Origin of the sequence: Arthrobacter sp. 49Tsu3.1M3 (assembly GCF_900168135.1) — a bacterium.
In the GTDB taxonomy this organism is placed as follows: Bacteria; Actinomycetota; Actinomycetes; order Actinomycetales; family Micrococcaceae; genus Arthrobacter.
Genome location: NZ_FUZD01000002.1, coordinates 401,077 through 427,528, shown reverse-complemented (window position 1 = coordinate 427,528; position 26,452 = coordinate 401,077). Strand labels below are relative to the sequence as shown.

General features: G+C 67.0%; 26 protein-coding genes. 7 read left to right on the top strand and 19 right to left on the bottom strand.

Annotation, left to right across the window (positions count from 1 at the left end; all coding sequences use genetic code 11):
* Positions 1-62: 62 nt before the first annotated feature.
* A complete protein-coding gene (locus tag B5X90_RS04925) occupies positions 63-638 on the bottom strand; it encodes a helix-turn-helix domain-containing protein (RefSeq protein ID WP_079550407.1) in 576 nt (191 codons plus the stop codon).
* 283 nt (positions 639-921) lie between these two features.
* On the opposite strand from B5X90_RS04925, the gene B5X90_RS04920 reads away from it, so the two are divergent.
* The gene (locus B5X90_RS04920) at positions 922-2,445 is read left to right on the top strand and encodes a sodium:solute symporter (RefSeq protein WP_079550405.1); all 1,524 of its coding nucleotides are present in this window, start codon (positions 922-924) and stop codon (positions 2,443-2,445) included.
* 96 nt (positions 2,446-2,541) lie between these two features.
* On the opposite strand, the gene B5X90_RS04915 is transcribed toward B5X90_RS04920, so the two are convergent.
* Positions 2,542-2,778: a hypothetical protein gene (locus tag B5X90_RS04915; protein WP_079550403.1), complete on the bottom strand. Its 237-nt coding sequence runs from the start codon at positions 2,776-2,778 to the stop codon at positions 2,542-2,544.
* 261 nt (positions 2,779-3,039) lie between these two features.
* Between B5X90_RS04915 and B5X90_RS04910 the strand changes: the two genes are divergently transcribed.
* Both B5X90_RS04910 and B5X90_RS04905 read left to right on the top strand, forming a co-directional pair.
* Complete coding sequence (locus B5X90_RS04910) at positions 3,040-4,305, top strand: VIT1/CCC1 transporter family protein (protein WP_256860051.1); 1,266 nt, start codon at positions 3,040-3,042, stop codon at positions 4,303-4,305.
* The gene (locus B5X90_RS04905; protein ID WP_256860050.1) at positions 4,305-5,252 is read left to right on the top strand and encodes a matrixin family metalloprotease; all 948 of its coding nucleotides are present in this window, start codon (positions 4,305-4,307) and stop codon (positions 5,250-5,252) included. Before B5X90_RS04910 ends, B5X90_RS04905 begins: the two co-directional genes overlap by 1 nt.
* Before the next feature lie 4 nt (positions 5,253-5,256).
* Here B5X90_RS04905 and B5X90_RS04900 read toward each other — a convergent pair whose 3' ends face one another.
* The 5 genes from B5X90_RS04900 to B5X90_RS04880 form a co-directional block, all read right to left on the bottom strand.
* Entirely contained in the window at positions 5,257-6,390 is a 1,134-nt protein-coding gene (locus B5X90_RS04900; RefSeq protein WP_079550399.1) for an LOG family protein, read from the bottom strand.
* Positions 6,391-6,497: 107 nt separating this feature from the next.
* Positions 6,498-7,274, bottom strand: a complete 777-nt coding sequence (locus tag B5X90_RS04895) for an SDR family NAD(P)-dependent oxidoreductase (RefSeq protein WP_079550397.1) — start codon at positions 7,272-7,274, stop codon at positions 6,498-6,500.
* A gap of 26 nt (positions 7,275-7,300) precedes the next feature.
* On the bottom strand, positions 7,301-8,674 hold the full coding sequence (locus B5X90_RS04890) for an MFS transporter (protein WP_372702868.1): 1,374 nt from the start codon (positions 8,672-8,674) through the stop codon (positions 7,301-7,303).
* Between the two features lie 192 nt (positions 8,675-8,866).
* A complete protein-coding gene (locus B5X90_RS04885; protein ID WP_079550394.1) occupies positions 8,867-9,574 on the bottom strand; it encodes a FadR/GntR family transcriptional regulator in 708 nt (235 codons plus the stop codon).
* Positions 9,575-9,588: 14 nt separating this feature from the next.
* Positions 9,589-10,083, bottom strand: coding sequence for an SRPBCC family protein (locus B5X90_RS04880; RefSeq protein ID WP_079550392.1), 495 nt, complete (start codon positions 10,081-10,083; stop codon positions 9,589-9,591).
* A gap of 39 nt (positions 10,084-10,122) precedes the next feature.
* On the opposite strand from B5X90_RS04880, the gene B5X90_RS04875 reads away from it, so the two are divergent.
* Positions 10,123-10,896 (top strand): gamma-glutamyl-gamma-aminobutyrate hydrolase family protein, encoded by a 774-nt coding sequence (locus B5X90_RS04875; RefSeq protein WP_079550390.1) that lies wholly within the window; start codon positions 10,123-10,125, stop codon positions 10,894-10,896.
* Between the two features lie 30 nt (positions 10,897-10,926).
* Here B5X90_RS04875 and B5X90_RS04870 read toward each other — a convergent pair whose 3' ends face one another.
* The 6 genes from B5X90_RS04870 to B5X90_RS04845 are packed head-to-tail and all read right to left on the bottom strand — an operon-like array spanning position 10,927 to position 16,917.
* Complete coding sequence (locus B5X90_RS04870) at positions 10,927-11,961, bottom strand: Gfo/Idh/MocA family oxidoreductase (protein ID WP_079550387.1); 1,035 nt, start codon at positions 11,959-11,961, stop codon at positions 10,927-10,929.
* Complete coding sequence (locus tag B5X90_RS04865) at positions 11,958-12,752, bottom strand: TIM barrel protein (RefSeq protein ID WP_079550385.1); 795 nt, start codon at positions 12,750-12,752, stop codon at positions 11,958-11,960. Before B5X90_RS04865 ends, B5X90_RS04870 begins: the two co-directional genes overlap by 4 nt.
* The gene (locus tag B5X90_RS04860; protein ID WP_079550383.1) at positions 12,752-13,855 is read right to left on the bottom strand and encodes a Gfo/Idh/MocA family oxidoreductase; all 1,104 of its coding nucleotides are present in this window, start codon (positions 13,853-13,855) and stop codon (positions 12,752-12,754) included. Before B5X90_RS04860 ends, B5X90_RS04865 begins: the two co-directional genes overlap by 1 nt.
* A 31-nt stretch (positions 13,856-13,886) precedes the next feature.
* Positions 13,887-14,804: an ATP-binding cassette domain-containing protein gene (locus tag B5X90_RS04855; protein WP_079550382.1), complete on the bottom strand. Its 918-nt coding sequence runs from the start codon at positions 14,802-14,804 to the stop codon at positions 13,887-13,889.
* 15 nt (positions 14,805-14,819) lie between these two features.
* Positions 14,820-15,869, bottom strand: coding sequence for an ABC transporter permease (locus B5X90_RS04850; RefSeq protein WP_079550380.1), 1,050 nt, complete (start codon positions 15,867-15,869; stop codon positions 14,820-14,822).
* A 52-nt stretch (positions 15,870-15,921) separates the two neighbouring features.
* A complete protein-coding gene (locus B5X90_RS04845) occupies positions 15,922-16,917 on the bottom strand; it encodes a substrate-binding domain-containing protein (protein ID WP_143264659.1) in 996 nt (331 codons plus the stop codon).
* Positions 16,918-17,265: 348 nt separating this feature from the next.
* Here B5X90_RS04845 and B5X90_RS04840 point away from each other — a divergent pair, with 348 nt between their 5' ends.
* Both B5X90_RS04840 and iolB read left to right on the top strand, forming a co-directional pair.
* Positions 17,266-18,006 carry a GntR family transcriptional regulator gene (locus B5X90_RS04840; protein WP_079550378.1) on the top strand — a complete coding sequence of 247 codons (741 nt, stop codon included), beginning with the start codon at positions 17,266-17,268 and terminating at the stop codon, positions 18,004-18,006.
* Between the two features lie 150 nt (positions 18,007-18,156).
* Positions 18,157-19,053 (top strand): 5-deoxy-glucuronate isomerase, encoded by an 897-nt coding sequence (gene iolB / locus B5X90_RS04835; protein ID WP_079550376.1) that lies wholly within the window; start codon positions 18,157-18,159, stop codon positions 19,051-19,053.
* 77 nt (positions 19,054-19,130) lie between these two features.
* Here the strand turns inward: iolB and B5X90_RS04830 are convergent, their stop codons facing one another.
* Both B5X90_RS04830 and B5X90_RS04825 read right to left on the bottom strand, forming a co-directional pair.
* Positions 19,131-19,958: an aldo/keto reductase gene (locus B5X90_RS04830; RefSeq protein ID WP_079550374.1), complete on the bottom strand. Its 828-nt coding sequence runs from the start codon at positions 19,956-19,958 to the stop codon at positions 19,131-19,133.
* A gap of 28 nt (positions 19,959-19,986) precedes the next feature.
* On the bottom strand, positions 19,987-21,228 hold the full coding sequence (locus B5X90_RS04825; protein WP_079550372.1) for an MFS transporter: 1,242 nt from the start codon (positions 21,226-21,228) through the stop codon (positions 19,987-19,989).
* Between the two features lie 163 nt (positions 21,229-21,391).
* Here B5X90_RS04825 and B5X90_RS04820 point away from each other — a divergent pair, with 163 nt between their 5' ends.
* A complete protein-coding gene (locus tag B5X90_RS04820; RefSeq protein WP_079550370.1) occupies positions 21,392-21,841 on the top strand; it encodes a MarR family winged helix-turn-helix transcriptional regulator in 450 nt (149 codons plus the stop codon).
* A gap of 108 nt (positions 21,842-21,949) precedes the next feature.
* Here B5X90_RS04820 and B5X90_RS04815 read toward each other — a convergent pair whose 3' ends face one another.
* The 4 genes from B5X90_RS04815 to B5X90_RS04800 form a co-directional block, all read right to left on the bottom strand.
* A complete protein-coding gene (locus B5X90_RS04815) occupies positions 21,950-23,416 on the bottom strand; it encodes a sugar porter family MFS transporter (protein ID WP_079550368.1) in 1,467 nt (488 codons plus the stop codon).
* Entirely contained in the window at positions 23,413-24,288 is an 876-nt protein-coding gene (locus B5X90_RS04810) for a sugar phosphate isomerase/epimerase family protein (protein WP_079550366.1), read from the bottom strand. The genes B5X90_RS04815 and B5X90_RS04810 overlap by 4 nt, the downstream gene beginning before the upstream one ends.
* Before the next feature lie 87 nt (positions 24,289-24,375).
* The gene (locus tag B5X90_RS04805; RefSeq protein WP_079550364.1) at positions 24,376-25,389 is read right to left on the bottom strand and encodes a Gfo/Idh/MocA family protein; all 1,014 of its coding nucleotides are present in this window, start codon (positions 25,387-25,389) and stop codon (positions 24,376-24,378) included.
* Between the two features lie 16 nt (positions 25,390-25,405).
* Positions 25,406-26,317 (bottom strand): sugar phosphate isomerase/epimerase family protein, encoded by a 912-nt coding sequence (locus B5X90_RS04800; protein ID WP_079550363.1) that lies wholly within the window; start codon positions 26,315-26,317, stop codon positions 25,406-25,408.
* Positions 26,318-26,452: the final 135 nt, after the last annotated feature.

The following is a 26,452-nucleotide window of genomic DNA, read 5'->3' as shown; positions in this document are numbered from 1 at the left end:
CGCATTGCGCCGTGTGGATACTTTTTGCGGTGGCTACTTTTGCGGTGACTGCGGTCCTGCCGTCAGCGGCTGGCGGCGGGTACCAGCACCCACAACACCTCGACGGTGTCGTCGGTGGGATTGACCCAGGTGTGGGGTTCCCGGCCGGGGAACGTAACAGTGTCGCCGGTGCTGAGCTCGAATTCCTCATTCGTGAGGATCAGGCGGATGCTCCCCTTGACCACATGCAGGACATCGACGTCGCAGTCCACGGCATAGAGTTCCGACTCGCCGCGCCCGCGCGGCTCGATCACGGCCTGGATGATCTGGACGCGGCGCTCGGAGCGTGCGGTCAGCAGCCGCTCGACGATGCCCTCGCCGCCGAGGGAGATCCGGGGCCCCTCATTCTGCTTCGTGAGGTGCGTTTCGGGGGCGGCAAAGAGGTCGCCGATTGAGATCGACAGAACCTGGCACAGCGTCACCAGGGAGGCTACCGAGGGCGACGTGAGGTCCCGCTCAACCCGGCTCAGGAAGCCCTTGGTGAGGCCGGTGGCGTCTGCGACCTGTTCGATGGTGAGCCGCTGGGACTGCCTGGCGGCGCGGATCCGCGAACCGATGGCAACGGGAACGTTGCTCGGTTCAACTGGTAGAGCCTTCATTTAGGAACCTTTCACGGCTGGCCGCTTGGCCCCATCATTGGAGCAATCCTAGCGGGAGCGGGCCTTCGTGACGCGGATGCGGCGGCGGCACGCGCTGCGCCTTGACTGTTACCGGGGTCACAACATACTCTTTTGGGCAACATGTGTTGCCTATTGGGCAATACCGGAGAGATTCCGATGGACATCCTCCTCCAACCAACTTCACGCAGCAGCAGCCTTGCCGAACACACTGTTGAGGCCCGGCAATGCGCAACCGCTGCCAACCAGCTCCGAGGAGCCCTTAATGGACGCAAGTTTCGTCAACATCGCAATCGTGGTGGTGTACCTGGCCGCCATGCTGGCGTTCGGCTGGTGGGGCAAGTCCCGCACCAAGAACAATAGCGACTTCCTGGTCGCCGGCCGCCGCCTCGGCCCGTTCCTCTACACCGGTACCATGGCCGCCGTTGTGCTTGGCGGCGCCTCCACCGTCGGCGGCGTGGGCCTGGGCTACAAGTTCGGCATCTCCGGCATGTGGCTCGTGGTCGCAATCGGGGCCGGCGTCCTGCTCCTGAGCCTGCTCTTCGCCCCCACCATCCAGAAGCTGAAGATCTACACGGTTTCCCAGATGCTGACCCTGCGCTACGGCACCAAGTCCACGCAGACCTCGGGCATCGTCATGCTCGCCTACACGCTGATGCTGTGCGCCACCTCCACCAGCGCGTACGCCACCATCTTCGTGGTGCTCTTCGGCTGGGACCGCGCCCTCGCCATCGCCGTCGGCGGCTCGATCGTGCTGGTCTACTCGACCATCGGTGGCATGTGGTCCATCACCCTGGCGGACCAGGTCCAGTTCGTCATCAAGACGGTCGGCATCTTCGTCCTGATGCTGCCGTTCACCCTCAACGCCGCCGGCGGACTCGACGGCATCCGTGCCCGCGTTGACGCCAGCTTCTTCCAGATTGACGGCATCGGCGTCCAGACGATCATCACGTACTTTGTGGTCTACACCCTCGGACTGCTGATCGGCCAGGACATCTGGCAGCGCGTCTTCACCGCCAAGACCCCGACAGTAGCCCGCTGGGGCGGCGCTACAGCCGGCGTCTACTGCATTCTCTACGGCGCGGCCGGCGCCCTGATCGGCCTCGGCGCCCGCGTCGCGCTGCCGGACATCGACGTCGCCAACCTCGGCAAGGACGTTGTCTACGCCGAGGTCGCCACGCAGATCCTGCCGATCGGCATCGGCGGCCTGGTGCTCGCCGCGGCCGTCGCCGCCATGATGTCCACCGCCTCGGGCGCACTCATCGCTGCCGCCACCGTGGCCCGCGCCGATGTGCTGCCGTTCGTCGCCAGCTGGTTCGGCAAGAACATCAACACCGCCGACACCGACAACCCGGAACACGACGTCAAGGCCAACCGCATGTGGGTCCTGGGGCTCGGCATCGTGGCGATCGTCATCGCCGTCATCACCAAGGACGTAGTCGCGGCGCTCACCATCGCCTACGACATCCTGGTCGGCGGCCTCCTTGTGGCCATTCTCGGCGGCCTGGTCTGGAAGCGCGGCACCGGTCACGCAGCGGCGGCCTCCATGGCCGTGGGCTCAGTCATTACCCTCGGCACCATGATCATCCTGGAGATCAACGCCGAGGTACCGCTGGACGGCATCTACGCCAACGAGCCGATCTACTTCGGCCTGGCGGCCTCCGCAGTCGTTTACATCGCGGTATCACTGCTGACCAAGCCGACAGATCCCGCGGTCATGAAAAACTGGAAGCGCCGGGTTGCCGGCGAGGCATCCGAGGACGAATCGATTACCGTTCCGGTGCACTAGGTTCCGCTGGTTTACTTTCCGCGTCTCAAGCCCGACGGCGGTGCCTCCCCTTCGCAGGGGAAGGTACCGCCGTCGGGCTTTAAGGCCTTTGGCCACTCATTCGTTCTCTTCGGGCGCAAGGAATTCTTCACCTTCCACGGGCACCACCGGCTTCTCGTCGCCCAGGAAGTCTTCCGCATCCAGGGGAACGAGCCGGTCGGCCTCTTCGAGAAGCTCTTCGTCCTCGGTCTCCGCGGCATCACTGACGGGCGCGTCCTCGGCGTAGTCGTACGCGGGATCGGACTCGAGTGACTCCCGGGCCGGCTGGATGGGATGTGATGCGGTGCTATCCATGATGCAACCTCCATGCGGCTTCGGTGGCGGCAGGGCCCCGGGGAGCCCGCCCTGGGTTTCATTCGAACACCGCGGACCCGGGCGGTCAAGGGCTCACAACTGCGGCCCGAAAGCGGTCGCGGGCGGCCCCGCCGGAGCGGGGCAGTTACGGCCGCCCTAAACTTTCCACTGAGGATTGCCAGCCGGAAAAGCGCGGAAATACGGGGTACTCTGGAGTCGCAATGGGGCCGGACCATGCCCGACCAAACCCAGGAGTTTTTCGTGTCTCAGCACACCGAATCGGACCGCAACGATTCTTCGCAGCACCACCCGACACAGCCCTCTTCGGTCCGCGACACGGACCCGCGTCCCGCATCGCCGCACGCCTCTGCTGCCCCCGAGGCGGTTTCCTCCACTGCCGCTCCCGTCAGCGCACCGAGCCCGTCGCCCGCAACAGACGCCGGCGCAGCGCCCAGCGCAGCGGACATCAAGCGCTGGCGCCAGTATCTCGCCGATGAACGTGCCGAGGCGGCCGTCTACCGGGACCTGGCGCAGAACCGCGCCGGGGAGGAGCGCGCCATCCTGCTGGCGCTGGCCGAGGCCGAGGGACGCCACGAAGCGCACTGGCTCCAGTTGCTGGGCGATCACGCCGGCAAGGACCGGCACGCCTCACTTCGGAGCCGCTTCCTGGGCTTCCTGGCCCGGCACTTCGGCTCGGTCTTCGTCCTGGCCCTGGCCCAGCGGGCGGAGAGCCGCTCCCCCTACGCCACCGAATCGTTCGCCACCCCGGCCATGGTCGCCGACGAGCAGATCCACGAAGAAGTGGTCCGCGGGCTGGCCACACGGGGCCGCAACCGGCTGGCCGGAACATTCCGCGCCGCCGTCTTCGGCGCCAATGACGGACTGGTCAGCAACCTGTCCCTGGTGATGGGCATGGCGGCCTCAGGCGTGGGCAGCCAGGTGGTGCTCCTCAGCGGCGTCGCCGGGCTGCTGGCCGGCGCACTGTCCATGGGGGCCGGCGAGTTTATTTCCGTGCGGTCGCAGCGGGAACTCCTCGCCGCGACCCGACCCACCCAGATCACGTTGGCGGCGGCGCCGCTGCTCGATATCGAGCACAACGAACTCCTACTCGTCTACCTGGCCCGCGGCATGTCCCGCGAGGCCGCCGAGCACCGCGTCGCGGAGCGGATGGGCCTGCTGGACTGCGACTGCGATCCCAGCCTGTCCCTGCGTCCGGAACTGCCCGAAAGCGAGGACCAGCATGAGGCGGTCGGCACCGCCTGGGGCGCGGCGGCGTCGAGCTTCTGCTTCTTCGCCTCCGGCGCGATCGTGCCCATCATTCCCTTCCTGCTGGGCATGACTGGACTCGCCGCACTGGTGGTCTCCGCTTCCCTCGTCGGCTTGGCGCTGCTGCTCACCGGCGGCGTCGTCGGCCTGCTCTCCGGCACCTCGCCCGCCACCCGCGGCCTGCGCCAGCTGGCCATCGGCATGGGCGCCGCCGGCGTGACGTACCTGCTGGGCATGGCCTTCGGCGCCGTGGTTGGCTAGTGGACGGCCCTGAATTTCGGGACCGCGGACCTCGGCACAGCCGGCCAGCCACCGCTCTGCGGATCATCAGGAACCTCGCCGCCGCTGCGTTGATCGCCGCCGGCGCCTTCCTCACCGCGGGCCTCGTCTACGGCGATCCCCGGTTCACGGGCCTCTTCGAGGTCTCCCGAGGAACGGGGAACAACGCCGGGCACAGCGCAGGCAGTGACCTGCAGGCACAGCCGCAGGCGGGCCAGAAATCCGGCCAGCCCGCCGTGCCGGCCGGCGAAGACCGGACGGACACTCCCCCGCCCGGGCTCGAGGAGCAGGACCACCCCCTCGGCACGGCCCGGAAACCGGAAGCCGCCAGCACCTCGTACAAGTTCCTCGCAACGAACGACGACGGCACTCCCGTGGGTTACTCGCCGTGCCGGCCGCTGCACTACGTCATCAATGCCGCCCTGGCCCCGCCGGGTGCCGAGCGGCTCGTGGACGACTCGATCCGGACGATCTCGGAGGCCACCGGAATCACCTTCATCAATGACGGCCCCACGTCCGAGGCCCCCTCACCCACACGTGCGCCCTACCAAAAGGATCGCTACGGGGACCGGTGGGCGCCGCTGCTGATCGCCTGGACCACCCCGGAGCAGGCACCGCAGCTCAAAGGCCCGGTGATCGGCACGGGCGGCAGCACACACTTCAGTTTCGGCGACGGCCCCAAGAGCTTCGTCACCGGCAGCCTGGAGCTCGATGCCCCGCAAATCGCGGAAGACCTGGACCGCGCCGAGGGAGCGGCCTATGCCACGGCCGTGATCCTGCACGAGCTCGGCCATGTGATGGGCCTGGAGCACGTCGATGACCCGGCCCAGCTGATGTACCCCGAGATCGGAGCCCCGGACGGGCTTGCCGCCGGTGACCTGAACGGACTCTACGAGCTCGGCCACGCCCAGTGCCGCAAGGATCTCTGACCCGCTAGCGCTCCAGCGCCTCAAGGGCTTCTTCGACCGTATCGACCAGGAAGATCCTTCCCTCCATCCGGCGCCCCGACGCCAGGCGCTGCAAGAGGGGCCAGGCCGGGAATCGCCGCAGCCAGTGCTCGTGCCCCACCAGGACCATGGGAGTGACGGTTTCCGGAGCGGCGTAGTAGTTCTCGCAGGCGTCCTGGAAGATCTCCTGGACCGTGCCGCCCGAACCCGGCAAAAAGACGATGCCGCCGTTGCACAGTTCAAGCAGGATGGCTTCCCGGATGGCATTCGCGAAGTATTTGGCCACATGGGTGGCGAAGAAGTTCGGTGGTTCATGACCGTAGAACCACGTGGGAATCCCCAGCGACGGCACACCCTCCGGGTGGCGTCGGGCGACCGCCGCGGCCGTCCGCGCCCAGGCGGCCACCGAAGGGCGGAAGGACGGCACCGCCGCGAGGTCGGCCAGGGCCCGCCGGAAGTCCGGCTCGGGGGCTTCGCTGAGGAAGGCGCCAAGATTCGCGGCCTCCATGGCGCCGGGGCCGCCGCCCGTGGCTACCACCCGGCCGCTGCGGGCCAGCAGCCGGCCCAGCAGCGCGGCTCCCTCAAAGACGGCGGTGCCGCGGCGGGCAATGTGCCCGCCCATGACCCCCACCATCGTGCGGCCGGCGCGAAGATAGGTGCCGGCCAGTTCGTCGAGGGCCACGCCGATCGAATGGTCATGCAGGGCGGCGGCCAGGGTCGCATCCAGCCGGCGGCGCTGCCCCGGCCGGATGCTCCACTGGTACACCCGCGCGTCGAGCGTGTCCTCGTAGGGTGAGGTGGCGATCCCGGCATAGAGTTCCTGCGGTGTGTACAGCTGCCCGCGGTAGGGGTTGAACGGCACGGCCGTGAGCCGGGGAAAGATGAGGGCGCCCCGGCCGCGCAGCAAATCCTCCACACCGTGGTCGAACCTGCAGCCCAGGAAGACCGCGCCCTGGGCGTCAAGCGCCTCCAGCTGTGCCCGCCGGCCCCGCAGGTCCAGCGACTGGACATGCCAGCCGTGCATGCTGCGGGCCCCCGCCGCGACCAGCTGGTCGAAACCGGCAAGGCTCTCGACCTCCAACGTGCGGGGGCTGGGGTGAAGGCTGCGGGCGGCGCTCATGGAGCCAGCCTAGACCGTGGCCAAGCTCCCCCGTTGCGCTGTCCCTCTTGGTGGCCATTCCGGGATCTTAAGGCCCAAAAGGCTGGCGCAACGGGGGTGCGTGCGGGTTAGGAGACCTGGAGGCCGCCGTTGATGTCATAGGTGGCCGCGGTGATGTAACCGGCGTCCGGGCCGAGCAGGAAGGCGATCAGGGCCGCCACTTCCTCGCGGCTGCCGACCCGACCCATCATGATGCCCTCAGACATCTGCGCCTTGCGTTCCTCGCTCAGGGTGCCGCCCATGATGTCGGTGTCGATGGGGCCGGGGGCGATGGCGTTGACAGTGACCCCGAACTCGCCCACCTCGCGGGCCAGGGCGCGGGTGAATCCGATGATCCCGGCCTTGGAGGCGCTGTAGGCGACCTTTGAGTAGGTGCCCCCGCCCCGCTGCGCCGAAATCGAGGAGATGCTCACGATCCGGCCGAGCTTGCGCTCGATCATCCCCTTGAGTACGCGCTGGGAGACGATGAAGGACCCGCGCATGTTGATGGCGAAGACCTTGTCCCATTCCTCGACCGTGGTGTCCATGAACGGCGTCGGGGAACTGATGCCGGCCAGGTTGGCCAGCGCGACGATCGGGGGCAGCGAGCCCTCGATCTCGGTGATGGCCTGGTCAACCGACGCGGCGTCGGAGACGTCCGCACCGACGCCGATGGCCTTGACCGCACGGTTGGAACCGATTTCGGCGGCAGCGGCGCTGGCGTCCTCGGCATTGATGTCCAGGATTGCGATCGACCAGCCCTCGCTGGCCAGGCGGTCGGCGGCGGCCCGGCCGATGCCGCGGGCTGACGCGGCTCCGGTCAGGACCACTGTGCGTTCAGTGGGGAACGGGGTAATTGATGTCATGACGAAGATTCCTTCAGGGGTTCGGATCAGGATACTTTGGCCGGGTCGACGGCGGCAGCCGCCGCGACCGCGGGGTCAAGGCCGGCGTCGCCTTCGGGGCGCCGGCGGGCGTAGAGGTAGGTGGCCACGGCGGTGATGCACAGGCACAGGGACAGGAACAGGAGCCCGCTCTGGTTGCTTCCGGTGGCGTCCTTGAGGAGGCCGACCGCGTACGGGGAGATGAAGCCGCCGAGGTTTCCGAGGGAGTTCACCAGGGCCAGCCCGGAAGCGGCAGCCGCACCGGTCAGTGCCGCGGAGGGCATCGAGAGGAAGGGGGCGATCGCCCCGTAGATCCCCATGGCGGAGAGCGTCAGGCCGACCATCGCGAGGAACGGGTTGACCGGCAGGAGGTAGCCGGCGGCCACGAGTCCGACGCCCGCGAGCACCATGCTGACCGAGGCGTGCCAGGCACGCTTGCCGGTCCGGTCCGCGCGCTTGCTCCAGAAGTAGACGAATACTGCGGCCACGGCATAGGGGATGAAGACGATGAAGCCGACCTCTGCCGTGGAGAACTTTCCGAGGGCCGCCACGATGGTTGGCATCCACAGACCCAGGCCGTAGATTCCGCACACCAGGCCGAAGTACAGGGCGGAGTAGACCAGGGTGCGCTTGTCCTTGAGCCCGGCCATGAAGTTGTGCTTGCCCGACTGGGACTTGGCAGCCAGTTCGGCGTCCATGGTGGCAGTGAGCCAGTTGCGCTCGTCGGCTTCGAGCCATTTCGCGTCCCGCGGACGGTCCGTCATGAGGATGGGCGTCAGCAGGCCGAGAGCGATCGCCGGGATGCCTTCGATGATGTAGAGCCACTGCCATCCCTGAAGGCCCATGACGCCGTCCATCTGCAGCAGGAGCCCGGATACCGGGGCGCCGAGCGCGTTGGAGACGGGCTGGGCAAGGATGAAGATGCCCAGCACGGTGACGCGCTGCGCGGCGGGGAACCACAGCGTCAGGTAGAACAGGATCGCCGGGAAGAACCCAGCCTCGGCGGCGCCGAGCAGGAACCGGACGATGTAGTACGTGGTTTCACCGTTCACCAGGCACATGGCGGTGGCGAAGATGCCCCACGTGATCAGGATGCGGGCCAGCCATTTCCGGGCGCCAAACCGGTACATGCCGGCGTTGCTGGGAACCTCCAGGAGGGCGTAGCCGAGGAAGAAGATGCCGGCGCCCAGACCGTAGGCAGCGGAGTTCAGGCCGATGTCCTCGCTCATGGTGAGTTTGGCGAATCCGACGTTGTTGCGGTCCAGGTAGGCAACGAAGTAGAGCAGGACAATCAGGGGCATGACGCGGCGGCGGACCTTGCGCAGCGTGCGGTCGCCCAGTTCGCCGAGTCCGAAGGACTTGGGGGCTAATGAAGTCATCATCGACCTTCTTAAGTGATTTCCTGCCCTGCGGCTGTGCCGGGTGAGGAACGCGGTGGATTGGGGTGGTGATCCTGCCCGCCTGGAAGCGCGTGCTGCAGGATACTTGTTGAGTCAGATGTCAGACATCTGATTCAGGAACTAGCCAAAATCTTAGGATGTGATTCGGATTACGTCAAGAGTCCAAGGTGGACGTCAGGACTTCGCGCCCCGGACGTAGCGTTCGTAGTCCGCATTGGTCTGGTCCATGTGCTCATCCATCGCCTGCCGGGACCGCTCCGCGTCGCCGCTCAGGATGCTGTCCAGGACCCGCTGGTGGTAATCGATGGCGTGCTGCTGGATCACCTCGACGGCCGACGTTTCGCGCCGGGTGACGTACAGCAGCTGGCCCAGCTGGGCGAACAAGGCCCGGACAAAGGGGTTGCCGGACGCCTTCAGGACGGCGTCGTGGAAACCAATGTCCGCCTCCACGAAACGGTCCAGGTCGCCGGAGTCGTGGAAGCGCTTCATGTCCGCGATGCACTCGCGCATGCGCTCGGCCTGCTCCGGGGTATAGCGTTTGGCGGCGAGCGCGGCGGCCCCGGTCTCCACCATGCGGCGCATCTCAATCAGGCCCACCGAGACCTGGTCGGCCGCATTGCCATGGGAGGCTGCCTTGAAGATCGCGTCCAGGCCGGTCCAGTTGTCCGTGGGGTTGACGAAGGTTCCCCGGCCGGCCTTCACATAGAGGATGTTTTGCGCGCGGAGGGCTTTGAGGGCCTCACGCACGGTGAGCCGGCTGACGCCGTAGGCCTTGGCGATGTCGGCCTCGGGCGGAATCGGGTTGTGGGGCAGGAGCTTTCCGTCAAGGATTTCGGTCAGCAGGCCGTCGACGAGATCGTCGACCAGTGTCCTGCGGCCCATCCCAGTTCCCACCTTCAGTCTCGTTTCGTGCTGCCATCCACATTACCCATGTCCGGGTGCGCAGCCATGTAGGCGTCGAGCTTGGCCAGCGTCTGCTCCAGGTTGGCCGGATGGCGTCGCAGGTAGCCGGCCATCCGGAGCAGGCTCTTGCCGCGGACCCGCCGCGCGTCCCATTGTTCGGTGACCAGGGTGCCCGCGGTGCCGTCCTTGCCCGTGGATGGTTCGAGCAGGTAGCGCCACACGTGGCCGTAAAAGTGCCGCCACGCAATCCGGTGGCCTTCCTCGAACTCGCAGACGGTATTGAGGATCTTGTAGTTCACCCGCATGTTCATTTGCATGCCGAACCTGGCGCGGAGGTACAGCCGCCGCGGCCCGCGCGGCTGGGCGCCCTTCACCGTGTCCGAGCCGTCGATCACGCTGTGCAGGGCAGGCGTGGCGAGCACCTCGAAGATGGCTTCGGGGGCGGCGGCGATGTACCGGCTGCGGGACACGAGATAGCGGGGATTCATCTAGTAATCCTAGTCCGCGATCGTGTTGCAGAATGAGGCATGCAGACTTCCCGCAACCCCCTTCGCGGCCGGCCGCGCATCGGCGTTCCCGTCCGCCTCAGCAGTTCCTCCGATCCCGACCCGCGCGTGGCGGAAGCCAACGCATTGTTTGAGTACATCGTGGAGCTGCTGCGCGAGGGCGGCGGCGAACCGGTACTGCTCGGCGCTTTGGAGCCCGACGACGGCGGCCTCGCCGCGGCGCTGGCCTCCCTTGACGGCGTCGTGCTTCCCGGCGGCGGCGACCTCGACCCCGCCCTCTACGGCGAGCTGCGCGGCGACGTCTGCTATGACATCAGCCCTGCCCAGGACGCGCTGGATCTCGCCGTGGCGCGTCTTGCGATCGACGCCGGGCTGCCTGTGTTCGGCATCTGCCGCGGGCATCAGCTGCTCAATGTGCTGTACGGCGGGACGCTCATCCAGGACATGGCACCGGGCACGGTGGCGCACCGCGAGCCCGCGCCGGTTCACGGGTCCGGCCCGTGGGCCTGGCACGAGGTGGCGGTGCGGGCCGGTTCCAGGGTGGCCGCGCTCTACGGCGGCGGTTCCGGTGCCGTTAACGTGAAGATCGCCTCCGGCCACCATCAGGCTGTGGCCCGGGTGGCCGGAGGATTGCGGGTGACGGCCGTGGCCGAGGACGGGACTGTCGAGGCGCTGGAGGATCCGGAGCGCTGGGTGTCCTCGGTCCAGTGGCACCCCGAGGCCCAGGAGCTCCCGGCCGGGGAGCGGCTCGCGCCGTTCCGGGCCTTCGTCGAGGTGTGCCGCACCCGGCCCTGAGCGCCGAGGACCGGAAACCCCGGGCCGTGGTCAGCTGGCGACGCTCACCGTCACCTTGACCGGGGCGCCGGTGGCCAGCGATTCCTGGGCGGCATCGGCAACCCGGGAGGCCGCGACGGCGTCTTCCGGAGTGCAGGGATTGTCCCGGCGGCCAAGGATCAGTTCGACGAACGCCTCCATTTCGGAGCGGTACGCCGTCTCGAACCGTTCGGCAAACGTCAGGTGCGGCTTCCCTGCGGGGAAAGCGATCCCCGCTTCGGCGGAGGCCAGCGCCGTCTTGTCGTCCAGGCCCACCATCAGCGAGCCGCGGGAGCCCTGGATTTCCAGCCGGACATCATGGCCCGCCCCGTTGTAGCGGGTCGCCGAAACCGTTCCCACGGTGCCGTCGTCGAACGTCACCAGCGCGAGGGCCGTGTCCACATCGCCGGCTTCACCGATGGCCGGATCCCCGTTGTTGGAGCCCTTGGCGTAGACCTCGACGATTTCGCGGCCTGTGAGCCAGCGGAGGATGTCGAAATCGTGGACCGAGCAGTCACGGAAGAGCCCGCCGGAGCTGGCCAGGAACTCGACCGGGGGCGGCGCCATGTCGCACGTGACGGCACGCAGGGAATGGATCCAGCCGAGCTCGCCGGCCTGGTAAGCGCGGCGGGCTTCCAGGTAGCCGGCGTCGAACCGGCGCTGGTGCCCGATCTGCACCACGCCGTTCCGGTCCCGGATGTAGTCAAGCACCGGCAGGGCGTCGGCCACGTTCAGGGCCACGGGCTTTTCGCAAAACACCGGGATCCCGGCGTCCACGCCGGCCCTGATGAGCTCGGGGTGGGTCCCGGTTCCGGTGGCGATGACCAGGCCGTCCAGCCCCGAGGCCAGCAGCGCCTGGACCGAGGGCAGGAATTCGGCACCGAGACCGCTTGCCACCGTCCGGGCATGCTCTTCGGCGACGTCGGTGAGGCGGAGGCGGACACGGATCCCTTGCGGGTTCAGGACCTCGTTGAGGGCGGCGATGTTGTTGGCGTGCATGACCCCGATCCGCCCAACGCCGACGAGTCCAAGGATGACGTCCTTCATACTTCTACTCTCATGTTTAGTGCGGGCACCGTGAACGCCGAACGGAAGGCCTCCAGGGCCGCATAAGTCTCGCCACTGGCCCACGCTTCCATGCCCACGGTCCCTTCGTAGCCTGCGTCCGCGAGCGCCCTGGCGACGGCCGCGTAGTTGATTTCCCCGGTTCCGGGTTCGCAGCGGCCCGGAACGTCCGCCACCTGGATCTCGCCGATGTATGGCAGGGCGGTCCGAACGAGCTCGACCAGGTTCCCCTCCCCCATTTGGGCGTGATAGAGATCCAGCATGAGCCTGGCGTTCGGGTGCCCGGCAGCCTGCACGAGCGCCAGGGTGTCCTTGGCCCGTGCCAGCGGGATGCCGGGGTGGTCCCGGATGGTGTTGAGGTTCTCGAGGCAGAACGTCACCCCGTACTTCTCACCGAGCTTCCCGAGCCGTTCCAGGGTCCGGGCGCCGGTGGCCCACATGTGTCCGCTGGAGCGGTAGACAGGCCTGGCTGCGTGGCCGTCGACGAGTTCCGCCGGGTGGACCACCAGCCGGCTGACGCCAAGTTCCAGGGCGGTGGGGATCAGGGACTCGGCGGTCCGCACCACCTCGTCCGCCGTGTCCGGATCCACGAGGCTGCCCGAGCTGTATCCGGTCATGGAGGAGAACACCGCCCCGGTGGCCTTGAGCGCGCCGATGTCCTTGGGCCGCGAGTCCCAGAGTTCGACGTCGAAGCCGGCCTCGTGGAGCCGGCTCACCCGCTCCGTGAACGGCAGGTCCGTAAAAACCATCTCAGCGCACACGGCGAGCCGCATCAGAGGACCACGTTCTCGTTGAGGGCCACTGGGTTGACCGTTGCCGGGGTCCCCTGCTTGACGGACTCGATGCAGGCCAGCGCCATGGCCAGTGCGCGCCGGGCGTCACTGGCTCCCGGGGTGAGGGTGAAGGGCTTTGGCTCCGTCGCGGTACCGTCACGCCGGGCGCGCACGGCGTCGGCGAAGTCCACCAGTTCGTCCGTGTAGGCCTGCCGGAAGAGCTCGACGTTCAGCCGTGGGGTGTCGGCGGACATCCCCTCGACAGTGAACCGGCGGGCGGCGGTTTCGGTGGCGCGGCCGGCCTGGACCATGCCTTTGGAGCCGAAGACCTCGCCGCGGATGTCGTAACCGTACAGTGCGCTGAAGTTTGCCTCGGCGACGGCGATCGCGCCGTTGCTGTAGCGGATGGTCACGACGGCGGTGTCCAGGAACCCCTGGTCCCGCAGTCCCGGCTCGACAAGCGCGTCGGCCACCGCATAGACCTCCACAGGTTCGGCGCCTTCGTTGAACCAGTTCAGGGTGTCGAAGTCGTGGATCAGGGTTTCGAGGAAGATGGTCCACGCAGGGATCCTTGCGGCGTGGCCGATGCTCCCCGTGCCCGGGTCCCGGGTCAGCGAACGCAGCAGTTGCGGCTGCCCCACGATTCCGGCGGCGAGGTCCTTCTTGGCCGCCTGGAAGTCTGCGGCGTACCGGCGGTTGAAGCCGATCTGGAAGTGCACTCCGGCGGCGTCGACGGCGTCAAGGGCGGCGTCGAGCTCCTCGAGCCCCTGGCCGGCGGGCTTCTCGCAGAAGACGTGCTTTCCTGCCGCTGCGGCCTGGCCGATCAGGGAGGAATGGAATCGCGCGGGGCTGGCAATGACGACGGCGTCAATCGCCGGGTCGGCCAGGAGGTCGGCGGCGTCGGCGGTCACCTTCTTGGTGCCCAGGGCGCCGGCCAGCGCCCCGGCGGATTCCAGGTTCGGATCCGCGATGGCGGCAAGGACGGCGCCCGGGACCCGGCGGGCAATGCTCTCGGCGTGGAAGGCGCCCATCCAGCCCGAGCCGATAAGTCCGATCCGCACCGGCAGGGCGACGTCGGACGGGGTGCGGTTGAGGTAAGCCAAAGGCTTGTCCTTTCAGAAGTTGGGGCGGCCGTTACTGGTAGGTATTGCCGGTGGTCTGGGCGACGTCGGCGACTTCGCCCTGGACTTCCTTGACGACGTCGCTGTGGCCGCCGAGTTGTTCGAGTTCGTGGGCGAGTTCGGCGAGTTCGGCGCCGCCGGCCATTTGGGCGGTGAGTTCGTCGAGGGTGATGTCTTTTTTGTCGTAGTAGCCGATCGATTTGCCGCGTTTGAGCAGCAGGAACCGGTCCCCGACGGGGAAGGCGTGGTGCGGGTTGTGGGTGATGAAGATGACCCCGAGGCCGCGGTCGCGGGCCTGCAGGATGTAGCGCAGGACCACGCCGGACTGCTTCACGCCCAGGGCCGCGGTGGGCTCGTCCAGGATCAGGACCTTCGCGCCGAAATACACGGCCCGGGCGATCGCGACGCACTGGCGTTCACCGCCGGAGAGCTGGCCGATGGGCTGTTCCACATCGCGCAGGTCGATGCCCATCGCGGCGAGCTCGGCGAGCGTGATCTCCTTCATCTTCTCCACGTCCATGCTCTTGAACGGCCCGAACCCGGACGTGAGTTCCGAGCCGAGGAAGAAGTTCCGCCAGATCGGCATCAGCGGCACCACCGCGAGGTCCTGGTAGACCGTGGCGATCCCGACGTCCAGGGCGTCCCGGGGGGAGCTGAACTTCCGCTCCTGCCCCATGACCTTCAGGACCCCGGCGTCGTGCTGGTGCAGCCCGGCGATGATCTTGATCAGCGTGGACTTGCCCGCCCCGTTATCGCCCAGGACACAGGTGACGCGGCCGTTGTCCACCGCCATGGTGACCTCGGAGAGGGCGATGATGTTCCCGTAGTGCTTCCCGACCCCGTCCAGGGAGAGCAGGTGCACCGGGGTGTGCGTGAGCGGGTCGTTTTCGTTCTGCAGCAGGGTCTGCTGGTCGATCTCTTTGGCGTTCATGGTTCCGGGGCCCTTCTACTTCAGTTCCGCGCGGCGCTTGACGATGAGGTTGACGATGGTGGCCAGCAGCAGCATCAGGCCCAGGAAGAACTTGAACCAGTCCGGGTTCCACTGCGCGTAGACGATGCCCTTGTTGGCCATGCCGAAGATGAACGCGCCGATCGCGCCGCCGATCGCCGAGCCGTACCCGCCGGTCAGGAGGCAGCCGCCGATCACCGCGGCGATGATGTAGAGGAACTCGTTGCCCACGCCCTCACCGGACTGCACGGTGTCGAACGCGAAGAGGTTGTGCATGCCCAGGATCCAGGCGCAGAACCCCACGGCCATGAACAAACCGATCTTGGTGGCCTTGACCGGCACGCCCACGGCGCGGGCCGCGTTCGCGTCCCCGCCGACGGCGAAGATCCAGTTCCCCACCCGGGTCCGCATCAGCACCCAGGTCGCGACCGCGACGAGCGCGAACCAGTAGAGCACAGTGATCTTGATATCGACCCCGCCGATGCTCACCGAGGAGGCGAACACCGCCCGGGCCGAGGCGAAACCGTCCATATTCGAGATCGAGGGCGAGGACACCGAACCGCCGATCAGCCGGGTCAGGCCCAGGTTCAGGCCGGTCAGCATCAGGAACGTCGCGAGGGTGACGATGAAGGACGGCAGCTTGGTCTTGATCAGGATCCAGCCGTTGATGAACCCGACGGACAAGGACACCACCAGGGCCAGGCCGACGCCGACCCAGACGTTCGTGGTGAAGTACCAGCTGAACAGCGACGCGGTCAGCGCCGAGGTGATCACGGCGACGCCGGTGGAAAGGTCGAACTCCCCGCCGATCATCAGCAAGGACACCCCCACCGCCATGATCCCGATCGTGGAGGACCCGTACAGGATGGTCGCCAGGGCACCGGGCTGGGTAAAGGTCGGGGATACCAACGCGAAGAAGATGAAGAGGACGATCGCGCCCACCAGGGCACCGACCTCGGGACGTCCGAGCAACTTCTGGAACGGACTGCGCTTGGCGACGCGCTCATCGGGCGCCGCTGACTCTGTCTTGGTCTGGGTGACGGTCATGATAAGTCTCCTAGCTGCCGGGCCGGCCAGGGCCGGCCCGGCCAGCGGGCTGTTAGCGGATACCCTGCTGGGCGAAGGTCAGGACATCAGCCGCATTGGACTTGTCGATGACCGCCGGGCCGGTCAGCACAGGCTGGCCGCCGCCGATGTTGAAGCCGCCGCGTTTGTTCTGCCAGATGGCGTCAACGGCGCCGTAGCCCTGCAGCCACGGCTGCTGGTCCACGGTGAACAGGACTGCACCATCCACAATCTTCTGGGCAAGCTCCGCGTTGAGGTCGAAACTTGCAACCTTGGCAGAGCTGCCGGCGTCAGTAACCGATTTGAGGAGGGTCAGGGTGATGGGGGCGCCGAGGCCGATGATGACGTCGGCGTCCTTGGAAGCCTGAAGCTTGGCAGTCGCGGTGGACTGAACGGAGGTCATATCCTTGCCGTCGACGTAAAGGATCTCCGTTCCGGGCACCTTGGCCTTCACACCGGCGCACCGTGCCTCAAGTCCGACGTGGCCCTGCTCCTGGATCACGCACACCGGGTGCTTGTAGCCGTCCGCGGCCAGCTTGGTGCCCACGGCTTGACCGGCGAGCTGCTCGTTGGAACCGAAGTGGGTGAATGCTCCGAGCTGGGAGGAGACCGATTCGCCGGCGTTGAGGCTCACAATCGGGATGCCGGCGTCAGTGGCCTTCTTCAGGACGTCTTTGAGGGCTTCAGGCTTGGCGAGCGTGACCGCGATGCCGTCGACCTTCTGGTCAATGGCCTGCTGGATGAGCTGGGCCTGGCGCCCGGCTTCGGGATCGGACGTATAGAGGAGCTCAACGTTGTCCTTCGCCGAAGCCTCCTCGGCGCCCTTGCGAACAATGTCCCAGAAGGTGTCACCTGCAGCGGCGTGGGTGATAAGGGCGACCTTGATGCGGGGGGTGCTGGCCGCCTGGCCTCCGCCGGCCGCGTTGCCTGAGTCGGCGGGCTTGCCGCCGGTGCTGGAACACGCGCTCAGGGCCAGCATGGGTACAACGGCCGCCACGAGGGCCGCCTTCCGCCACGAGAACTTGGTCACGATCAATCTCCTTTGATTCCGGGCCACGCCGGCCGCCTCATCGCGGCGGTCCATGAGCCATCTACAACCGATCATGGTGACTCCAATCACAGTTGTCAATAGTTTGTCCTGACATTAGGATGTTTTGACGTAACGAAGTGGAATCGAAATGTCTTATTCGCGGGGCATGCCGGCCCAGCGCCTTCAGCCAGACCCCCGCAAACAAGGCCCGTCGCGGCAGCCCTTGGCACCCTTCGGCAGCACTGCTACTATCAGAAAAAGGCAGTATGTCCTATCAAGCGAACATACACTGACATACGCGGCCAGGCCGGCACTACGGCCGCCGCGGAGCACAAGGGAGCAAGCCCAGTGGCGAATCAACTGAATCTGCGGATCGACCGCTCGTCCCCGGTGCCGCTGTACCACCAAGTGGTCCAGGGCATCGAGGCAGCGATCCACACTGGGTTGCTGGAACCCGGCAGCCGGCTGGAAAACGAGATCGACCTGGCTGCCCAGCTGAACCTGTCCCGGCCCACGATGCGAAAAGCCATGGACGAGCTGGTCCGCTCGGGCCTCCTGGTCCGCAAGCGCGGCGTCGGCACCCAGGTGGTGTCCAGCCAGGTCCGCCGCCCACTGGAACTCTCCAGCCTCTACGACGACCTGAGCAACAACGGCAGCAAGCCCACCACCGACGTGCTCAGCTTCTCGCATGAGGAGGCGGACGCCGTGATCCGGACAGCTCTGCAGCTTCCGGCCGGCGCCAAGGTCTACCACTTCACCAGGCTCCGGAAAGTGGGCGGCAAGCCGCTGGCCCTGATGGAGAACTGGGTGCGGGATGACATCACCGCCCTCGACGAGGCTTCCCTGGGCGCGCAGGGCCTCTACGCCATTCTGCGCAACGGCGGCGTGAACTTCCGCCTGGCCTCGCAGCGGATCGGCGCCATGATCGCCAACGACTACCAGGCGCCGCTGCTCGAGACCACCCCCGGCTCCGCCCTGGTGACCATGGAGCGGACCGCGGTGGACGACACCGGGCGCATGGTGGAAACCGGCCACCACGTCTACAGGGCGGATTCCTACAGCTTTGAAATGACACTGGTCCAGAGGTAAGCGTCCAGAGTTAGCAGTTCAGGGCTGGTCGGTCAACGACAGGGCGCTCAACGAATGGGCCTCTGGAGAGGCGCCAGCGATCGGCGCCACCGGCCCCCACCCGGACACACACACGCCCACCTCCGGCGCGACAACGAAAGGGCAGCTTCCATGGCCAACTGGGTCTATCCGTTCGGCACCGCCGCCGACGGCAACTGGGACATCTCCATCGGGACGTCCGACTCCAAACTCGAGGTGGACGGCTGGGCACACACCGGGCTGAAGGTCGCCACGCTGGCAGCCGGCGCCCCCGTCGAACTCGACGCGGCGGCGGAGGAACGCATCGTGATCCCGCTCAACGGCACTTTCGTGGCGACCGTCGAGGGGCAGGACTATCCCCTGGCCGGCCGGGTCAGCGTCTTCAGCGGCCCCAGCGACGTGCTCTACACGGGAGCCGGCAAGGCGGTGGCCATCGCCTCGGCCGACGGCGGACGGGTGGCAGTCGCCACCGCCCCGGCCAAGGCTGCCTACCCGACCCGCCTCATCACGGCCGCCGAGACGCCGGTGGAACTGCGCGGGGCGGGCAACTGCTCCCGCCAGGTCCACAACTTCGGCACCCCCGCCGCGCTGGAGGCGGACCGTTTCATTGTCTGCGAGGTCCTCACCCCGGCCGGCAACTGGTCCTCCTATCCCCCGCACAAGCACGATGAGGAAAAAGACGGCGAGACCAACCTCGAGGAGATCTACTACTTCGAAACCCGCGTGACGCCCGGGGCCCCGCAACGACCGGGCGCCGACGACGCCATCGGCTACCAGCGCGTCTATGCCTCCGACGAGCGGCCCATCGACGTTGCGGCCGAGGTCCGGACCGGCGACGTCGTCCTGGTGCCGTACGGCTGGCACGGGCCCGCCATGGCTGCCCCGGGTTACGACTTGTACTACCTCAACGTCATGGCCGGCCCGGGCCCGGTCCGCGAGTGGCTCATCAGCGATGACCCGCACCACGGCTGGATCCGCCAGACCTGGGAGGGCCAGGACCTGGATCCGCGGTTGCCGTTCAGCCGCTAGGCCGTCAGGCCGTTCCGGCCCCGGTTCCGGCCCCGGCTCCGCCAGCCCCGGCTCCGGCCTGGCTCCAGCGCTGACAGCTAGCCATTGAACGTGGCCGGGTGCGGTCCGGTGCGCCCGTCCCGCTCAAGGGCATTCACGGCTGCCAGTTCGCCCGCGGAAAGCTCAAAGCCGAACACCTCCAGGTTTTCCCGGATCCGGGCCGGCGTCACTGACTTCGGGATGACGATCCTGCCCTGCTGCAGGTGCCAGCGCAGAATGACCTGCGCCGGGGTTCTGCCGTGCCGCGCGGCGATCTCGTTGATGGCCGGATCTGCCAGCAGTGCACCCTGGGCCAACGGACTCCAGGCCTCCGTCGCAATGCCGTGTGCCGCGTTGAACACTGTCACGGCGTGCTGCTGCAGGGCCGGGTGCAGCTCCACCTGGTTGACCGCCGGCACCGTTCCGCCCATGTCGATCAGCCGTTGCAGGTGCCCCGGTTCGAAATTGGAAACGCCGATGGCCCTGACCCGGCCGTCGGCATGGAGTTTTTCAAGGGCCAGCCAGGAGTCGGCGTACCGGTCCGACGCCGGCGCGGGCCAGTGGATCAGGTAAAGATCAAGGTAGTCGAGACCCAGCTTGTCCAGGCTCGCGTCGAAAGCCGCCAGGGCTGGTTCGTAGCCGAGGTCGTCGATCCACAGCTTGGAGGTGATGAACAGGTCTTCCCGCGCGATCCCGGATTCCGCGAGCGCGCGGCCGGTTCCGGCTTCGTTTCCATAGATGGCAGCCGTGTCGATGCTCCGGTAGCCGGCGTCGAGCGCCGCCGCTACCGCCTCGGTGGTCTCGGCGTCGGGAATCTGAAAGACGCCGAAGCCCAACTGCGGCATCCGCACCCCGTTGTTGAGGACGATAGGGGGAATGGAACTCATGGTGTCTCCTGTGGGTGCGTTCGGGAGGTCAGCGGACAACGGCTGCAGCCTCGGTGGCGTGAAGATCGGCGCCGGCTTCCGCCGCTGCCGCGGCGGGGGCGGTTGAACCGCCAGCCGCCGCCAGGCGCTTGGCGTGAGCCGCGGCGAAGACCATCACCGCCAGGCCCAGCAGGGTAATCCCGGCGCCGGCCCAGATCGGCGAGGTGTAGCCGAGCCCGGCGGTGATGGTGACGCCACCCAGCCAGGCGCCCAGGGCATTGCCGACGTTGAAGGCGCCGATGTTGGCGCCGGAGGCCAGGGTGGGAGCGCTGCTGGCGTACTTCATGACGCGCATCTGCAGTCCCGGAACCGTGGCGAAGCCGAAGCCGCCCAGCAACACCATGGTGGCGATCGTCACCGGCTGGTTGCCGGCCGTCAGGGCGAAGGCCACGAGCACCAGCACCAGGGCGGCGAGCACCACGAGCAGGGTGCGGTCCACGTTCTTGTCGGCCGCCTTGCCGCCGACGGTGTTGCCGATGAAGAGCCCGACGCCGAAGAGGATCAGCAGCCACGGGACCGTGGCGGCGGAGAAGCCGGTGACCTCGGTGAGGGTGAACGCAATGTAGGTGAAGGCGCCGAACATGCCGCCGTAGCCAAGGATCGTGACGAGGATGGAGAGCCAGACCTGCCCGGACCGGAAAGCACGGAGCTCGCCGCGGAGTCCGCCGGAGGCAGAATCTCCCGAACCCGTTCTGGGCACCAGGGCGAGGATGCCGGCCAGGGCGAGGACACCAATCACGGTGATCGCCCAGAACGTGGAGCGCCAGCCCGCGGCCTGTCCCAGCATGGTGCCGAACGGTACGCCCAGCACATTCGCAGCCGTCAGGCCGGTGAACATGATCGCAATCGCGCCGGCCTTCTTGGTGGGCGCCACCATGCTGGCAGCCACCACGGCGCCGATGCCGAAGAACGCGCCGTGCGACAACGCGGCAATGATGCGGCCGATCATCATGACCGGGTAATCCGGTGCGAGCGCCGAGACGAGGTTGCCGGCAATGAACAGCACCATCAGCACGGCCAGCACGGGCTTGCGTTCGAAACGCGTCACGGCGGCGGTGAGGCCCAGCGCCCCGACCACGACGGCGAGCGCGTAGCCGGAGATGAGCCAGCCCGCGGTGGCCTCGGAGACGTGGAAGTCTGCGGCCACTTGCGGCAGCAGGCCCATGATGACGAACTCGGTGAGTCCGATGCCGAACCCGCCGAGGGCGAGTGCTATCAGGCCAACAGGCATGGAGGTGCTCCTTACAAAGCTGTACGGATGGGGTATGGCGCGTAAGCTAGTAGTTGCAGACGCGTTATTTATTTTTGCACAAGCAGATACAGCGCGCAAGCAACTATTATTTGATGTGCCCGTCACCACCCCGCCGGGCACGCGAGTTGAAGGGAAACACCTGATGGGCATCAAGGACGACGCCGTCGAGGTCCGGGCGCAAGGCTGGCGGACCCTGGCGGCCCTGCACGGGCTGATCGAGGCCGAGCTGGAGCGGTCCTTGCAGGCCGAGGCGCAGCTCTCCGTCGTGGAGTACACCGTGCTGGATGCGCTGAGCCGGCAGGACGGCTGGCACATGCGGATGCAGCAGCTGGCCCGCGCCACGGCGTTGAGCGCGAGTGCCACCACGCGCCTGGTCAACCGGCTCGAGGACCGCGGGTTGCTGACCCGGATCCTGTGCGCGGATGACCGCCGCGGAATCTACACCGAGCTCACCCCCAGTGGCATCGCCTTGCTCGAGCAGAGCAGGCCGGTCCACGACGCCACGCTGGAACGGGCGCTGGCCGAGGCCCAGGAAGTCCCCGAACTGGCGCCGCTGGTCGACGCCCTCCCCCGGCTGCACGCCGCGGTCTAGCGCGGCAGCGGTCCAGTACGGCAGCGGTCCAGCGCGGCAGCGCACCAAAGCACGCGAAAGCCCCGCCCCGGGGACAAACCGGGGGCGGGGCTTTTGTATGTGCTGGGGCTATGCGTTGACGGGTTGCTTGGCAGCAGCCTGTTTGAAGAAGTGTTCCAGGTCCTCCAGGGACTTGTCCTTGGTCTCCGGAACCACACGTTTGACCCAGAGGATGGCTGCCAGCTGGATCGCGACGAAGATGAAGAACGTCACGGAGACGCCAATCCAGGACACCATCTGCGGGAAGAAGAATCCGATCAGGAAGTTGATCATCCACAGCACGAAGACACAGATCCCCATGCCAATGCCACGGACGTGCAGCGGGAAGATTTCGGCCATGGTCAGCCACGTCACCGTGCCGATGCATGACTGCATCGAGGCCAGGAACGTCACCATGAACACCAGCACCAGGTACCCGCGGAGGGTGCTTTCCGGGATGGCCATGGAGATGATGCCGATGGCCAGCAGGGACGTGGAGGTGCCGATCAGACCGGCGATCAGCATGGATTTTCGGGGTAAACGAGACATGAGGGACATTCCGACGACGACGGCGACCACCGAGGTGACGCCGTTGACGACGTTCGCGATCAGGGCGCCCTGGTCGCCGAAACCGGAGCTGGAGAGGATGGAGGTGCCGTAGTACATGATCGCGTTCACGCCGCTGATCTGGTTGATCACGGCCATGCCGAGTCCGACGACGAAAATGCGACGGATCCACGGGACCGTGAGGTCGCGGAGGGTGCCGAGCTTGGATTGGTAGTCTTCCCGCGCGGCCTGCCGGACTTCGTCGAACTCGGTGGAAATGTCCCCGGTGGCCCGCGTCCGGCGCAGTACCTCAAGAACTTCGCCGAAGCGCCCGGCCGAGGCCAGCCAGCGGGGGCTTTCGGGCAGCAGCAGCATGCCGAACCACAGGATCACGGCCGGGAGCGTGGCAATGACCAGCATCCACCGCCAGACGTGGGAGGCCTCCGGGAAGGCGTTGCCCAAGACGGCGTTGAAGGTGAAGGCCAGGAACTGTCCGGTGACAATCATGAGCTCGTTCTGGGTCACGATTCGTCCGCGCTGGGCTGCCGGGGACATTTCCGCGAGGTAGACCGGAACGATCACGGACGCCCCGCCGACGGCAAGTCCCAGCAGGGTGCGGGAGGCGATGAGGAGTTCGGTGCCGGGCGAGATGGAGCAGGCGATCGTGGCGACCGCAAAGATCAACGCGAGTCCCATGATGGTCTTGCGTCGGCCGAAGCGGTCCGAGAGCCGGCCCGCCGAAATGGCGCCGAATGCCGCGCCGAAGAGCAGGGTGGAGGTCACCAGCCCTTCGGTCAGCGGGGTGAGGCCAAGATCCCGCTGCATGAACGGCAGTGCGCCGTTGATGACGCCGGTGTCGTAACCGAACAGCAGTCCGCCAAACGTGGAAAAAAGTGCCACCCGGCGCAGGAATCCCTGGGGGTTCGAGGCGCCGGCGGTTCGGGTTTCCCGGGCCGTGGAGCCGGCCCCGGCCGGCGCTGCGGTGGTCAGTGTGCCGTCAGACTTCGTCATAGGCTCGCCTTCGCGATCCGCTGCTTCATAGTCTCCAGCTGGTAGCGGGAGACCTCCTCGGCGTGGTCGTCCTCGGCGAAGACGCTTGAGACCATCACCGTGTCCTCGCGGTCCAGGAAGCCGATTTCCTGCAGGCCGCCGAAGAACTCGTCCCAGTTGACGTCGCCGTCGCCGATTTTCAGGTGCTGGTGCACGCGGACGGGATTGCCGGGCGGGTTGGTGATGTAGCGCAGGCCGTGGGAGGCGTGGTGGTCCATCGTGTCGGCGACGTGGACCAGGCGGAGCTTGTCCCCGGCGGCCCGCATGATCTCCAGCGGGGCGTTCTTCATATGGAAGCTGTGCGAGGCCACGTAGACCAAGCCCACGTTTTTCGAGTTCAGCCCGCGGATCACCCGGATCGCGGCCAAGCCCTCCTCGACGAAGTCGTCCGGGTGCGGGTCGATCAGCAGGTCGATCCCTTCCCGCTCGATGATGGGGAGCAGTTCCTCCATGGACCGGTAGAAGGCGCGTTCGGATTCCTCGGCCTTCTCCGGCCGGCCGCTGAACTCGGTGTTCATGGTGCGGACGCCGAGGTCCACGGTGATCTGGATGGCGCGCTTCCAGTAGCGGACGGCGGCCTCGCGTGCGTCCTCGTCCGGTCCCGACCAGCGCAGCACGGGCAGCACCGATGCGATCTCGATTCCCGCGTCCTTGCAGGCCGCCTTCAGCTTTCCCACCAGTTCGTCGTCGGCCTTCGGGTGGTTGAAGAAGGGGATGAAGTCGGCGTGCGGGGTCATCTGCATGTACTTGTAGCCGAGGTCGGCCACCACGCGCGGGAACTCGAGGAGTCCGTGGCTGTGGTGGAACGGCGTGGGGTCAAGGGCGATTTTCACGGTGGACACTCCATTGTGGATCTGGCGGGCGTGCGGGCGGCCGGCGCCGCGGTCCTTGGCAGGAGGCGGCGCCGGCCGGCAGGGTTCCTAGCGGTACAGGGCAGGCTTGGCGTTGAGCTTCACGGCGACCTTTTCGCCGTTCTTCTGCGCCTCGACGCCGGCCTCGCAGCAGGCGGCGGTGGCGTAGCCGTCCCAGGCGGTGGGGCCGCCGATCTCATCGCGCAGGGCCGCGTCGACCCAGGACTGGATTTCGACGTCGTACGCCGCCCCGAATCGCTCCTCGAAGCCGGGGGTGACGTTGCCTCCCCAGTGGCCGTTGCTGCGGGTGTAGGGGCCCTTGTCGCCGCCGATGCTGACGATGCCGTCCTCGAAGGAGGCCTGGGTGGCCACCTCGTAGCCGAACTTCGCGTTGACGTAGATCTCGACGTCGGCCAGGACACCGGATTCGGTCTCGATCAGCACGTGCTGCGGGTCGTGCTGACCGGCCGGTGCGTTCCTCGTGGGTTTGCCGAGGCGGACCTGGACCGACGTGATTTCTTCGCCGGTGAAGTAGCGGATGGCGTCGAATTCGTGGACCACGGAGTCGTTGATTAGCATCTCGTTGGTGAAGCCCGCCGGGGTGGTGGGGTTCCGGTGCTGGTGGTGGAGCATGAGCAGCTCGCCGAGTTCGGAGTTGTGGATGATCTTGCCAAGGGCGGCGTATTCGGCGTCGAAGCGGCGCATGAAGCCGACCTGGATGCGCTTGTGGCCCAGCTTCTGCTCGGCCTCGACAATCTTCCAGGAGGACTGGGCATCCGGGGTGAGCGGCTTCTCGCAGAGGATCGGGATGTCCTTGGCGATCGCCTTGAGCAGGATGTCCTCGTGCAGGAAACCGGGGGTGGCGATCAGCACGGCGTTGACGTCGCCGTTGTTGAGGGCCTCCTCGGCGTCGGCCAGGGCGACGGCGCCCGGGATGCCCTCGATGGCTGCCTGCGCCCGGGCGGGGTCGACGTCGACGACGGCAGCGACTTCCGCGCCGTGGATGCGGGTGTTGAGCCGCTGGATGTGGTCGGCACCCATACGGCCGGCACCGATGACAGCTACTCGGAGGGTCTTAGTCATGATCTTGTCCTCAGTTCTAGTTGACGGCGGTGCGGGAGCCGCAGGAGAGCAGGTAGTTCCGGGTGCGCTTGGCGATCGGCATCGGAACGTCGAAGGCCACGGGGTACATGTCCTGTTCCACAATGCCAAAGATCGGCCGGTTGAGCGCCTCGACGGCTTCGATGACGGCGCGCAGGTCCGGCAGGCCGTTCGGCGGTTCGGTCATGACTCCGGCCAGGTTGGCGGCCGCCCAGGTCATGTTTTCCTCGTTGACCTTTTTGAGGATGTCCGGGTTGATCTGCTTGAGGTGCAGGTAGCCGATCCGGTCCGGGTAGTTCTTGATCAGGTCGAGGCTGGAGGCGCCGCAGTATTCGGCGTGGCCGGTGTCCAGGCAGAGGTTGAGGTACTTGGCGTCCGTGGCGGCGAGGAGGGTCTCGATGTCCTCCTGCGCGCCGACATGGGAGTCGGCGTGCGAGTGGAACTGCTGCTGCAGGCCGAAGTCCTCCAGCAGGGTCTTGCCCAGCCGGTTGTGGCCGGCGAAGAGGTCGCTCCAGGCCTGTTCACTGAGCTCGCCGCTCTCCACGGGCTCGCCGGTGACGTCGTCGCGCCACATCGCCGGGATGACCACCATGTGCTCGCCGCCCATCGCGGCCGTGAGTTCGGCGACCTTGCGGGCCGGTTCCCATGCGGTGTCCCACTGGTCCAAGCCGCGGTGGAAGGCGGTGAACACGGTGCCGGCGCTGATCTGCAGGTCCCGCTGTTTGAGCTCTTCAGCCAGGCGTGCCGGGTCGGTGGGGAGGTAGCCGTACGGGCCCAGTTCGATCCATTTGTAGCCGGATTCGGCCACCTCATCCAGGAAGCGTTCCCACGGGGTCTGCTGGGGGTCATCCGGGAACCAGACGCCCCAGGAGTCCGGCGCGGTGCCGATGATCAGCTTGTTCTCTGTCATTTCCATTCCTTCTCATCGATTGCTCCGCAGGTGCCGTTTCGGACGCTCAAAACGGCGGTTGCGGAGCAATCGATCGCGGTTGTTGGGTGGCGGTGATTGGGCCCACGCCGCCAGGGTTCCCTGGCCGAGCTTGCG